Source organism: Flagellimonas oceani (assembly GCF_011068285.1).
GTDB classification, from domain to species: Bacteria; Bacteroidota; Bacteroidia; order Flavobacteriales; family Flavobacteriaceae; genus Flagellimonas; species Flagellimonas oceani.
Map to the genome: position 1 here is coordinate 3,898,771 of NZ_CP049616.1, position 12,818 is coordinate 3,911,588.

The 12,818-nt window shown below is 42.5% G+C and carries 15 protein-coding genes; all 15 read left to right on the plus strand.

What is annotated here, in order from left to right; translation table 11 throughout:
- The first annotated feature begins 56 nt into the window (after positions 1 to 56).
- The 15 genes from porW (at position 57) to GVT53_RS17665 (ending at position 12,818) form a co-directional block, all read left to right on the plus strand.
- Positions 57 to 2,588: a type IX secretion system periplasmic lipoprotein PorW/SprE gene (gene porW, locus GVT53_RS17600; protein ID WP_470299723.1), complete on the plus strand. Its 2,532-nt coding sequence runs from the start codon at positions 57 to 59 to the stop codon at positions 2,586 to 2,588.
- A gap of 21 nt (positions 2,589 to 2,609) precedes the next feature.
- Complete coding sequence (locus GVT53_RS17605) at positions 2,610 to 3,032, plus strand: bactofilin family protein (RefSeq protein WP_166249795.1); 423 nt, start codon at positions 2,610 to 2,612, stop codon at positions 3,030 to 3,032.
- Positions 3,010 to 3,237 (plus strand): AtpZ/AtpI family protein, encoded by a 228-nt coding sequence (locus tag GVT53_RS17610; protein WP_166249796.1) that lies wholly within the window; start codon positions 3,010 to 3,012, stop codon positions 3,235 to 3,237. The genes GVT53_RS17605 and GVT53_RS17610 overlap by 23 nt, the downstream gene beginning before the upstream one ends.
- 47 nt (positions 3,238 to 3,284) lie before the next feature.
- The gene (locus GVT53_RS21275; RefSeq protein WP_417941842.1) at positions 3,285 to 3,623 is read left to right on the plus strand and encodes a DUF6168 family protein; all 339 of its coding nucleotides are present in this window, start codon (positions 3,285 to 3,287) and stop codon (positions 3,621 to 3,623) included.
- An 82-nt stretch (positions 3,624 to 3,705) separates the two neighbouring features.
- Entirely contained in the window at positions 3,706 to 4,875 is a 1,170-nt protein-coding gene (atpB, locus tag GVT53_RS17615) for a F0F1 ATP synthase subunit A (protein ID WP_166249797.1), read from the plus strand.
- 36 nt (positions 4,876 to 4,911) lie between these two features.
- Complete coding sequence (gene atpE, locus GVT53_RS17620; RefSeq protein WP_014032715.1) at positions 4,912 to 5,106, plus strand: ATP synthase F0 subunit C; 195 nt, start codon at positions 4,912 to 4,914, stop codon at positions 5,104 to 5,106.
- Between the two features lie 78 nt (positions 5,107 to 5,184).
- Positions 5,185 to 5,685, plus strand: a complete 501-nt coding sequence (locus tag GVT53_RS17625; protein WP_166249798.1) for a F0F1 ATP synthase subunit B — start codon at positions 5,185 to 5,187, stop codon at positions 5,683 to 5,685.
- Positions 5,686 to 5,691: 6 nt separating this feature from the next.
- Entirely contained in the window at positions 5,692 to 6,231 is a 540-nt protein-coding gene (atpH, locus tag GVT53_RS17630; protein WP_166249799.1) for an ATP synthase F1 subunit delta, read from the plus strand.
- A gap of 2 nt (positions 6,232 to 6,233) precedes the next feature.
- Positions 6,234 to 7,814 (plus strand): F0F1 ATP synthase subunit alpha, encoded by a 1,581-nt coding sequence (gene atpA, locus GVT53_RS17635; protein WP_166249800.1) that lies wholly within the window; start codon positions 6,234 to 6,236, stop codon positions 7,812 to 7,814.
- A gap of 19 nt (positions 7,815 to 7,833) precedes the next feature.
- Entirely contained in the window at positions 7,834 to 8,172 is a 339-nt protein-coding gene (locus tag GVT53_RS17640; RefSeq protein ID WP_166249801.1) for a four helix bundle protein, read from the plus strand.
- 30 nt (positions 8,173 to 8,202) lie between these two features.
- Positions 8,203 to 9,063, plus strand: coding sequence for an ATP synthase F1 subunit gamma (gene atpG, locus GVT53_RS17645; RefSeq protein WP_166249802.1), 861 nt, complete (start codon positions 8,203 to 8,205; stop codon positions 9,061 to 9,063).
- 287 nt (positions 9,064 to 9,350) lie between these two features.
- Positions 9,351 to 10,835 carry a hypothetical protein gene (locus GVT53_RS17650; RefSeq protein ID WP_166249803.1) on the plus strand — a complete coding sequence of 495 codons (1,485 nt, stop codon included), beginning with the start codon at positions 9,351 to 9,353 and terminating at the stop codon, positions 10,833 to 10,835.
- A complete protein-coding gene (locus GVT53_RS17655) occupies positions 10,792 to 11,547 on the plus strand; it encodes a hypothetical protein (protein WP_166249804.1) in 756 nt (251 codons plus the stop codon). The genes GVT53_RS17650 and GVT53_RS17655 overlap by 44 nt, the downstream gene beginning before the upstream one ends.
- Before the next feature lie 30 nt (positions 11,548 to 11,577).
- Positions 11,578 to 12,003 (plus strand): hypothetical protein, encoded by a 426-nt coding sequence (locus GVT53_RS17660; RefSeq protein ID WP_166249805.1) that lies wholly within the window; start codon positions 11,578 to 11,580, stop codon positions 12,001 to 12,003.
- 95 nt (positions 12,004 to 12,098) lie between these two features.
- On the plus strand, positions 12,099 to 12,818 hold the full coding sequence (locus GVT53_RS17665) for a SprT family zinc-dependent metalloprotease (protein ID WP_166249806.1): 720 nt from the start codon (positions 12,099 to 12,101) through the stop codon (positions 12,816 to 12,818).

The following is a 12,818-nucleotide window of genomic DNA, read 5'->3' on the forward strand; positions in this document are numbered from 1 at the left end:
CCTTATAATAATCCGCTCATTTTTGAGTTTAAGGTTACACAAGATTATCGATAATTTTGAAGCTTCATCACACATTTTTAGGCGCCATGGTTTTGGGAGGGCTTGCATTCAATGCATGTTCCACCAAAAAAGATAAATTCATCAACCGAAATTGGCACGCACTCAACACCGAGTACAACACCTTGTACAACGGTAATTTGGCCTTTCAAAAAGGATTGGAGGAAATCAATGCCACTTATCGCGACGACTATTGGGAAATCCTTCCCGTGGAGCGCTTAAAGGTCACCGACGAGATAAAACTAGACTCAGAGGACAACAACCCCAACTTCCTTATTGCCGAGGAAAAGGCCACCAAGGCCATTCAAAAGCACAGCATGGACATTAAGGATGAGGAACGCAACCCTCAAATAGACGAGGCATTCCTTCTTCTCGGGAAGTCCCGCTATTTTGACCAACGCTATATTCCGGCTTTGGAATCCTTCAACTACATCCTTAGAAAATACAGCAAGAGCGACAAACTCAATGAAGCCACCATTTGGCGGGAAAAGACCAACATGCGTTTGGACAACCCCGAAGTGGCCATCAAAAATTTGAAGCGGCTCTTTAAATACGAAAAACTCAAGGATCAGGAATATGCCGATGCCAACGCTGTTTTGGCACAGTGCTACATCAACCTGAATGCTCCGGATACCGCCATTCAAAAACTGAAAATATCCCAGGCCTACACCAAAAAGAACCCCGAAAAGGGAAGATACCTGTTCATCATTGGGCAGTTGTACGACCAATTGGGGCATCAGGACAGTGCCAACTATGCGTACAACAAGGTCATTGAGCTGAACCGTAAATCGCCAAGGGTGTACATGATCAATGCGCACCTCAAAAAAATACAGAACACCGAACTTACGGAGGGGAACCGGGAAGAAATGTTGGAATACCTTACCGATTTGGAAGAGAATCGGGAGAACAGGCCCTTTTTGGACAAAATCTACAGACAGGTGGCCCAATATCACATGGCCTACGAAGAAGATAGTTTGGCCTTGGCCTATTACAACAAATCCATACAGGCCACCCAGGGCGAGCGCAAATTATACGCCTTGAACTATCAGAGTTTGGCGGATTATTATTTTGATGAGGACGAGTACCGAATGGCAGGTTCTTACTATGACAGTACGTTGACCAACCTGAACGAGAATACCAGAAAGCATCGCGATATCAAAAAGCGACTGGACAACCTTGAGGATGTGATCAAGTACGAAGATATTGTACAGCACGCCGACAGTGTGATCACGTTGTACCAAATGCCCGTTGCGGAGCGTACAGCCTATTTTGAAGATTACATTGCCGAGATGAAGCGGAAAGAAGAAGCTGAGGCCGAGAAACAATTGGAACGCACCAATGCCGGTTTTGCCACTTTTGCCAACAGTAAGGGAGGCAAAGAGAACCAAGGAAAGTTCTATTTCTATAACATTACGAGTCTGGGCCACGGCAGAAACGATTTCAAGACCCGATGGGGCACAAGGAATCTCGAGGACGATTGGCGTTGGAGCAACAAATCCAAAACACTGGTTTCCGAGGCAACAGGGGAAGAGATTGCCGCCAATGATGAAGTGTTGACCGAAGACCAAAAGTATTCGGTGGACTATTACTTGGAGCAAGTTCCCACCGATGTGGCCGTTATCGATAGTTTAAAGGGCGAACGCAATTTTGCCAATTATCAGTTGGGATTGATCTACAAAGAAAAGTTTAAGGACAACATGCTGGCCGCTGCCAAGTTGGAGCGCGTGCTCTCCTCAAACCCCGAGGAACGCTTGATTCTCCCATCAAAATATAACCTCTACAAGATTTACGAGGAATCCGGAAGCCCATTGGCGGTGAGCATGAAGCAGAACATCATCAGCAATCATCCCGATACCCGTTACGCCGAAATTTTGTTGAACCCGCAAGCTGTACTGGACGGAAACTCGGATAGTCCCGATGCGAGGTATGCCTCACTATTTAAACAGTACGAAGAACAGCAATTTTTGCAGGTCATTACCCGGTCGGAAGAATACATCAACCAATTTACGGGAGACCCCATTGTGCCCAAATTCGAGATGTTAAAGGCAAATGCCATTGGTCGTTTGCAGGGGTTTGAACCTTTTAAGGAAGCATTGAACTACGTTGCACTTACCTACCCTAACAATCCAGAAGGGAAGAAAGCGGAGCAGATGGTAGAGGAACAATTGCCCAAATTGGAGACCAAGGAGTTTTCCCCGGAAACAGGCTCTACCGGAACAGGAAACTGGAAAGTGGTTTTTCCGTTTAAAATCAAGAATGATGAAAATGCGACCAAGCTCAAAAACCGTTTGGTCGAGGTGGTGGACGAACTAAATTACAAGAACATTGTATCCAAGGACATTTATAATTTGGAAGATGAGTTTGTGGTGGTACATGGTTTTCCTTCCAAAGATTTTGCCCTGGGCTTTGCCGAGCTTATAAAAAACAATAGGGACTACCTTATTAAAGATGAGAATTTTGTAGTTTTATCGGACAATTATAAAATTATACAGGTCCACAAGAATCTAGAATCATACAAAGCACAATTTTAATCCCCAAAACCCAAGAACACTATGTTTTCTGACAACAAAAAACCACGACCTATGAATGAATTTGGCGGCCAGCCCAACCGTATTGAAAAAAACACAAAAATAAAGGGAGACATTACCTCCGAAGCCGACTTTAGGATAGATGGCAAGTTGGAAGGCAATGTAACCACGTCCGGTAAGGTCGTCATTGGAAAAGATGGCTACATCAACGGAAAAGTAGAGTGTGTGAATGCCGATATTGAAGGCAAGTTCAATGGCGAACTCAACGTAAAGGACCTTCTTTCCCTAAAATCGTCTGCATATATTGAAGGCACTGTAAGTGTATCAAAATTGGCCGTGGAACCTGGAGCAACGTTTAATGCCGCCTGTACCATGGGCAAAGGAGCTGCAACTGCTGCCACTAAAATGCAGTCAACCACTAAGAATGAGCCAGCAAAAGCCTCCTAAAAAATATAAAAAAACAATCAATACAGCCGCCCGTTTGTCTGGTTCCGCCATTCAAATGGGCGCTACTATTTATCTGGGAAACTTGTTGGGTTCTTGGGTAGAAACTAAGTACGAGTTTTCATTTGCTGAAGAACTGATTACTTTTGTCGCGATAATCATGGCCATGTATATTTTGATAAAACAGGCGATTCAATTGGGCAAATGAGAGGAAAAGGTCTTTTGCAGACAGGTGTTTTTACGCTGTCGTTTTTAATGGTTTACCTGGTGCATGCATATTTAATCGGCTGCCCTTACCTTTCCAAAGACTGTATGCTGCTCAAACCATACCTTTTTTTACTGTCTTTTGTGTTGGTACTGATATTGGTTTTCCATTTCTTGGCTCAAATCAAAAAATTGAAGGACCAATTGGGGTTCATATATTTGGCGACATTGGTGTTGAAATTGCTGCTTTTCGTCGCAGTTTTTCAGAATTATTTTTTTGGTGACATCGCTGAAGCCGAGATAAATAAAGGCCATTTTCTGATACCGGTATTTTTGGGTTTGGGCTGTGAGGTATTCTTTTTGAGTCAACTTTTGAAAAGAATGGAATGAAATCTCGAAAAAAAATTATTTTTTGACATTTTAATACTACCTTTGCGCGGAATTTGACGAACGGATAATTTCTTTAATTGCAATGCGGGTATTCAAAAGATCCATTGATTTAGCAGCCACACTGTTTATATTGTTGTTTTCCATTGGGGTTAGCGCAAACTCCTCCTCCGACGAAGAAAAAGAGGGTGCGGTAAATACCCAAGAAGAGGTTGAGAGCTACATCCTACACCACATCAAAGATTCTCACGATTTTCATCTTTTTTCCTATACAAACTCAGAGGGAGAGCGCAAGCATGTTGGGTTTCCGCTGCCTGTAATCGTATGGTCCAGCGAAGGCCTTGTTACCTTTATGTCCTCAAGATTTCACCATGATGATTCAGGTCATCACATTGTTGAGGCAGGAGGAACCCGTTTTGTTAAACTACACAGTAAAATTTACGAGTTGGAGCCTGGTGCAGAGGAAATCGCTATGGATGAGGAGCACCATCCGGTCAACGCGCACAAAGTTTTGGATTTTTCCATTACCAAGAGTGTTTTCGGGATGTTGTTGATAGGCATTCTGATGATAATTTGGTTTGGCGGATTGGCCAGACAATACAAAAACAAACAAATCCCAACCGGTTTTGGCCGTATTTTGGAGCCTTTGGTGCTCTATGTTCGAGATGAGATCGCAAAGCCAAATATTGGGCACAAGTATCGTCAGTTCACGGGATACCTTCTGACCGTTTTCTTTTTCATATGGATTTTGAACCTTTTGGGGCTTACCCCTTTTGGTTTCAACGTGACGGGTCAGATTGCAGTAACCGCTGCCTTGGCCATCTTTACATTGGTCATATATACCTTTAAAGGAAACAAAGACTACTGGGAGCATATGCTTTGGATGCCAGGAGTGCCCGTTTTGATTCGTCCTGTTTTGGCCGTGATCGAATTGGCCGGGGCGTTTTTGATCAAGCCGTTCTCATTGTTGGTTCGTTTGTTTGCCAACATCTCGGCGGGTCATATTGTTGTGATGAGCCTTATAGCGATTCTGATAACCATGAAATCGGAATTGACCGTGTTCGGTTCCGGTCTATTGTCGTTTGTTCTTTCATTGTTCATTACATTGATAGAGCTGTTGGTTGCATTTTTGCAAGCATATATATTTACCATGTTGTCCGCGCTGTTTATTGGTATGGCGGTAGCCGAACATGATCATGGACATGATCATGATGAAGAAGTTGATGCAGAGGATGTAAGAGCGGACTTTATTTAAATTGAGTTTATTTTTTAACTATATAAATTGACTTTTATGACAGTTCCAAATTTAGTAGGTGCAGGTTTGATTGTAATCGGTGCTGGTATCGGACTAGGTAAAATTGGTGGTAGTGCAATGGAAGGTATTGCACGTCAACCAGAAGCAACCGGTAAAATTCAGACAGCGATGATTATCATTGCCGCACTATTGGAAGGTTTGGCATTTGGTGCACTTTTCTTAGGAAAGTAATCCAAAAAGCAAAATCATTAAGCTGCCGATGGTAACGGTTGGTTATCTATCGGCAGCCTTTTAAATTTTAATTTAGTTATGGAACAATTATTAAACGATTTTTCTCCAGGCTTGTTTGTAATGCAAACATTGATCATGTTGGTCTTGATTTTCATCATGGCCAAATATGCTTGGAAACCTATAATGAATTCCGTTGAAAAACGTGAAGAAGGCATTAAAGGCGCCCTTGAAGCTGCAGAAGCTGCCAAGAAGGAGATACAGAACGTTACAGCCGACAGCGAAAGACTTTTAAAAGAGGCCAGAGCCGAAAGGGATGTTCTGCTAAAAGAAGCAAGGGATATAAAGGCCAGCATAATCTCCGAAGCCAAAGAACAAGCTCAGGTGGAAGGTGATAAAATGATCAAGCAGGCCCAGGCTACCATCGAAAGCGAAAAGAAAGCCGCTGTTGCCGATATTAAAGCACAAGTGGCCAACCTATCCTTGGAGATTGCCGAAAAAGTAATCAAACAAGAACTGTCCGAGAAAGGCAAACAACAAAAGTTAGTCGAGGATATGTTGGGCGATATTAAACTGAACTAGTAGACCATGAACCAAAACAGGGCAGCCATACGTTACGCAAAAGCAACCTTGGATTTCGCAGTCGAAAAGAAAGCGGCCGATGCCGTGGAAAAGGACATGCGGGAGATAGCTGCGACCATTTCTGAGAGCGTGGAGCTTCAAAATATGTTGGAGAGCCCGATTGTAAGATCAGAGGTAAAAAAGAACAGTTTGTTGGAAATCTTCAATGGGGCCAACGAAATCACCAAAGGCCTTCTTCAAACGTTGATCAGCAACAAGCGAATTGCCATGTTGCAGGAAGTGGCCTTTAAATACATCATCCTTAACGAAAAATTGAAGGGCGAAGAGGTGGCTTATGTTACAACAGCGGTTCCATTGACTTCCGAATTGGAGAAGAAAATTTTGGATACTGTGACCAAGGCGACCGGAAACAAGGTCACTTTGGAGAATAAGATCGATGAGAGCATCATCGGAGGATTTGTGCTTAGGGTAGGAGATACCCAATACGATGCAAGCATCGCAAACAAATTGAACGGATTAAAAAGAGAATTTACAAATAGTCTATAAAAATGGCAGGAGTAAAAGCCGCTGAGGTATCAGCAATTTTGAAAAAACAGTTATCAGGTTACGAAGCATCCGCTTCTTTGGATGAAGTAGGTACCGTATTACAAGTAGGTGATGGTATTGCCCGTGTATATGGACTTTCCAATGCCCAGTACGGGGAGTTGGTAGAGTTCGACGGGGGCATGCAAGGTATCGTTCTTAACTTGGAGGAAGATAACGTAGGTGTTGTATTGTTGGGCCCGTCCAAAGAAGTTGTGGAAGGCGCTACTGTTAAGAGAACCGAGCGTATTGCTTCCATCAACGTTGGTGAGGGAATTGTTGGCCGTGTGGTGGATACCTTGGGTAAACCTATCGATGGTAAAGGACCTGTTTCCGGCGAAACCTACGAGATGCCTTTGGAACGTAAGGCTCCTGGTGTAATTTTTAGACAACCCGTTGACGAACCCATGCAGACAGGTATCAAGGCAATCGATGCCATGATTCCAGTTGGTCGTGGGCAAAGGGAGTTGGTGATCGGTGACAAACAAACAGGTAAGACCACCGTTTGTATCGATACCATCCTAAACCAAAAAGAATTTTATGATGCAGGTGAGCCGGTTTACTGTATCTACGTTGCCGTAGGTCAGAAAGCATCAACGGTTGCCGCCATCGCCAAAACATTGGAAGAAAAAGGAGCTTTGGCCTATACGACCATTGTTGCCGCCAATGCTTCCGACCCTGCCCCGATGCAGGTATATGCTCCATTTGCCGGTGCAGCTATCGGTGAGTTCTTCAGGGATACAGGCCGTCCGGCCTTGATCATCTATGATGACTTGTCCAAACAAGCGGTGGCTTACCGTGAGGTATCCTTGCTTTTAAGAAGACCTCCGGGACGTGAAGCATACCCTGGTGACGTTTTCTTCTTGCACTCAAGATTGTTGGAGCGTGCCGCTAAGGTTATCGGTGATGATGATATCGCAAAAAACATGAACGACCTTCCGGATTCGTTGAAGCCTATGGTAAAAGGTGGAGGCTCCTTGACAGCCCTTCCCATTATCGAAACACAGGCAGGTGACGTTTCCGCATATATCCCTACCAACGTAATTTCCATTACCGATGGTCAGATATTCTTAGAGCAAGACTTGTTCAACCAAGGGGTTCGTCCTGCGATCAACGTGGGTATCTCCGTATCACGTGTGGGAGGTAATGCGCAGATCAAGTCCATGAAGAAAGTGGCGGGTACCTTGAAGTTGGACCAGGCCCAGTTCCGTGAATTGGAAGCTTTTGCCAAGTTCGGTTCCGATTTGGATGCCGCAACCTTGAACGTTATTGAAAAAGGACGTAGAAACGTTGAGATCTTGAAACAAGGTCAGAACGATCCATTTACCGTGGAAGATCAGGTGGCCATCATTTTTGCAGGTTCCAAGAACTTGTTGAGAGATGTTCCTGTGGACAAGGTAAAAGAATTTGAAAAAGATTACTTGGAGTTCTTGAACGCCAAGCACAGAGATGTATTGGACACCCTTAAAGCGGGTAAATTGACCGATGAGGTTACCGATACGTTGACAGCTGTTTGTAAGGAGCTTTCTAGTAAGTACAAAGGTTAAGAGTTCAGAGTGATGAGTTATGGGAAAGCTTGAAACGAGTCCTATAAGAATTAGAAGTTTCGAGTTTGCTTGTAAAATTGTTCATTACTGTGATGATTTAAAGAATAAAAAGGATTTTGAGATAGCCTCTCAATTGATGAAAAGTGGCACCAGTATCGGTGCAAATACTAGGGAAGCGCAAAGAGGGGTTAGCGCAAAAGATTTTAAAAATAAATTTGGGATAGCTCTAAAGGAAGCCGACGAAACAAAGTATTGGCTTGAGATTTTAGAAGCCACTGGTAGAGAAGTCCCTAAAGATTTGATGGATAGATGTGAGGAGTTAATAAGAATCATAGTGGCAATAGTCAAAAACTCTTAACTCATCACTCATAACCCATAATTTAAAACAATGGCAAATCTAAAGGAAATACGTAACAGGATATCATCCATCTCATCAACGATGCAGATTACCAGTGCTATGAAAATGGTATCGGCTGCCAAGTTGAAGAAAGCACAGGATGCTATCACGGCGATGCGTCCCTATTCCGATAAACTGACCGAGCTCTTGCAAGGGCTTAGCGCCAGTTTGGAAGGAGACGGAGGAAGTGAGTATGCCGACAATAGGCCCGTAAACAAAGTTTTGGTGGTTGCCATTACTTCCAACAGGGGACTTTGTGGTGGATTCAATTCCAACATCATTAAGCAGAGCAACAATTTGGTGTCCAGCAAATATCCGGGCAAACAAGTTGATTTCTACACCATTGGTAAGAAGGGAAACGACATTCTTCGCAAAAGGCACACGATTCTTGGGGATCAAAGTATGGTGTATGATGATTTGACCTTTGACAACGTTGCCGAAATCGCCGAATTGTTGATGCGTTTGTTCACCAAAGGCGATTATGATAAAATCGAGTTGGTGTACAACAAGTTCAAGAATGCCGCTACACAGATTGTAATGACCGAACAGTTCTTGCCCATTGTTGGTGCAGAAGGTGACGAAGCCATTGCAGCGGATTACATTTTTGAACCATCCAAAGTAGAGATCGTAAAAGAATTGATTCCAAAATCCTTGAAAACACAGTTGTTCAAGGCGATCAGGGATTCTTTTGCCAGTGAGCACGGTGCCCGTATGACCGCCATGCACAAAGCAACGGACAATGCCGCTGAGCTTCGAAACGAATTAAAGTTGACGTACAACAAAGCCCGTCAGGCTGCCATTACTAACGAAATCCTCGAGATTGTTGGTGGAGCGGAAGCGTTGAACAATTAGTGCGATTACACAATATTGAAAAAGGCCACCGATCAGGTGGCCTTTTTGTTTTGAGCTTTTTGGCCCATTTTTCATGGCGATTTACTCGTAAATTATGGAAAAACCCCAGTTTTTTTAAGGTTTTCGTCCAATCCATTGTCAAAAAAAGTTGTTAGTTTAGCGGGAACACTACCCCCTTACTTGTACAGCGTAGCAAAATATATGCGCAACAGAGACTGCGTATATCCGTATGTTGTGTGTTTTCAAAGATTCCCCAAGTCTTATTAATTCTTAAAACTTGACAAGTAATGAAACTACTGAAGAAACTACTCCCCGTAATGCTATTGGCCCTTTTGGCCTGGAACTGCGAAAAAGAAGAGACCAACTACCTAGAACCAATCCAAGTAACGGAAGACAGTGTGCAGCTAAAGGCATTGACCATTGATGAGCTGCCCGATTTTTCAAGTTCCATAGCACAGCAGACCTCCAAGGTGGGCTGGGCCTCCAAAAGCGATGGTTCGGACGTGGTGCTGGACGGCAGCCGCGTGCTGGCCGTGACCGACTCCGTGGGGAATACCACCTATTCCCTTCGGATGTACGTTGCGGATACGCCCCATAATGTATTTTACAACGTGGTGGCCAAGCAGACCCACGAAGGGGTACATAACGAGCCCTTTGTGCTGCGCTACGAGGTGGACGAGGACTACTGGCCCGAATATGTGGCGGGGCCACGACAGGAAAAACCGTTCAAGGGCACCATAGGGGTATATACCTTGGAAGCCTTTGGCCTGCAGATGGACCAGAACGGCAAAATGGGCAGCGAACCGGAGCCCTGTTTGAGTGTAAATGCCGAAGGAGGCAACGGTGACAGTGGTAATAGTGGCGGCGGCAGTAACGGAGGAAATGAAGGAAGCTCAGGTTCCGGCGGTGGCGGGAACCACGACCCCGGCAGCTACTACGACTATTGGAACACCTATGCACCGGACAATGGGGGCGGCGGTTCTGGAGCCGGCACCGAACCCTTTGTGGAAGTGGGCGAAGGAAATTTTGGTGGCCCGGGGACCGATGGCATTTTAAAGGCCATTGCGATTATGGGGAAGAGCGCCGACTGCCCGGAGGAGAACACCCTTCTGCCGATTAATGAGGAAGATGATTTTGAAGAAAAAATCGATGACACGGCACTTAAACCATGCCTTAAGAACGTTTTGAATGATTTGAAGACCCTGAATAAGGGAGTTGGATATATTGTACAAAAGTTTGCGGGCAATACCCCGGGCTTTAACTGGGAAGTGAAGGATGGAAGCCTAGGTGGCGCTACGGGAACCACATCTACCAAATACAACAAGCTTACAGGCACTGTTACCACAACCTTTGATTCACAAGCATGGGGCAATGCAACAGACCTTTCATGGGCAAGGACAATGATGCATGAATCTATACACGCATATGTTGTTGCATCATCCTACAATGCTGCTACCATTGCTCAAAAACAAGCTTTGCTAGGACCTGATTGGGCTTCTGCGTACTTAAACTATGGACATGATTATATTGCCAACAATTATATTAAACCAATGGCTGATTCTCTACAAGAGTTTGGTAATATAAAAGGGTATCATCATAGTAGACAGTTTTATGAAGATATGGCCTGGGCTGGTCTTCATTCTACTAGTGCCTTTAATGGACTGCCTTTGGCAACACAAAAAAGAATTAATGATGTAATTTTAATTGAATTAACAAAAAAAGACACAAATGGAAATCCTAAACCCCAAAAAGGAAATAATGCAGGTTGTTAGATTTATTTTGTTTTTTGCAATATTTCCTATTGTTATAAATAGTTGCTATGGCCAAAACACTCTTTCGGGAAATTTTATTTATAAATCGCCAACGGTCATGGTCAATGATATTGGGGTTGAGTATAGTTTTGATGATGATGGAACCTTTAATCGGACCAAACTACTTCATTTAGGCTCAAAAGAACTCTCCAAAGGACTATACACCATTAGTAAGGACACTTTAATATTACAATTTGAGCCGTACGGAAAAATGGATACCATAAAAGATGTAACAATCCTTGGTAAAAACAAATTACAATCTCTTCCAATTTTTGATAACAGCAATAATTGTCTGATTAAAATTTATGTAAAGGACGTAAATGGGGTGCCCTTAAAAGGCACAAACCTTTTGCTGAAGGATTTAGATAACAAAACATTAATTGCCCTCGTATCTGATGAGAGTGGAGAATTTCCCGAACTAAATATGCAGAGCCCAATTTTCCAGAAATTGATTCTATCAACTATAGAACATAAAGAAATTGAAATCTATACAGAACCTTTTTTTGGATATAGCTCTAGCATTGAAGTGAAGTTGAAACCCATTGATATAATCCATAAAAATATGTCAATCGAAAAACGATTTTTGATACAGGAAAGAACCAAAAACAAAATCAAACTAATACAATTGCCAAATAAGGAAAAAATAATTTTAACTCGCCAGCCATCAGACTAGGCTTTGTATGTTTTTGGCCTATCAAAAGTTATGAATTTTTTATTAAGCTTAACAATATCTATATTTTTCATTAGTTGTTGGGGACAAAAAGTACCCAAAGACACCTTGTATTTTAATTTTGATTCGAATTATATCTCGGCGGAAAAAAATCATGAAGGTGTTCATGCTTTCAGATTCAAGACTGAAGAACTGGTTACATCAGCGTTTGGACCTATTATAAAGGAAGATTTGTTCTTCTTCACTCAATCAGGTTTTCCGCCAAAAAAATATAGTTTAAAACCAAAGAGAGTTTACAGTCTACAAAGGTTCCTAAAAAAGAAGAAGTTCTTTAGAGACGCTTCTACTGGAAAACTGGATGCCTATAAAATAATGAAGTATTTTGATGAATTCGTTGTGTTTTTTCTTGTGGACAACGAGTTTCTCAAGGTCAATGTCCATACATCTTTGTCTGAATGAAAATCATAATATCTGTTTTTCTCAAAACAGTAAACAATTGATTGTTTTCTGAACAATGAAAACTCAGCAGAGGTGACAACGAACCCTTTGTGGAAGTGGGCGAAGGAAATTTTGGTGGCCCCGGGACCGATGGCATTTTAAAGGCCTATGCGATTATGGGGAAGAGCGCCGACTGCCCGGAGGAGAACACCCTGCTGCCCATTAATGAGGAGGAAGAAAAAATCATCAACAACCTTACAGGGAAGGCAAAGTGTGTTTATGATAAGTTGAACTCCACAAACTTAACCGAGTTAGGAATAATTCAGAATACCTACATTGCATTTAATGATGAACTTAATCACAACACATATTATCTTACCTATAATTTGGGGAAATTAAGCCCCAACAGTGATGGTACAATACCTAATGGGATTACAAAATTTCTTTATCAAAACAATTATGAGATTATTTTGAATACTAATCAGATAGATAATCGACCACCTATCGATATAGCTAGAACGATATTGCATGAGAGTATTCATGCATTACTTTTAAAGCATCAATTTGGAGATGGCCAAGATTCATTTGTAGAATTATTCAAAAAGTACATAAAGGCCACTACTGGAACCAATGATTTACATCATTCAATAATGAGAGATAAGTATGTAATACCTATTGCCAAGGGATTACAAGCATTCGATAACTCATCCGAAAATTTTTCATATTACGAAAATTTAGCTTGGTCTGGTTTGCACCAAGAGTTAAATGAAGTACAATTAAATAATGTTGTAACCGCTCTACAAAAAGCATATGCAAAAGGAATAGATTGTAATTAA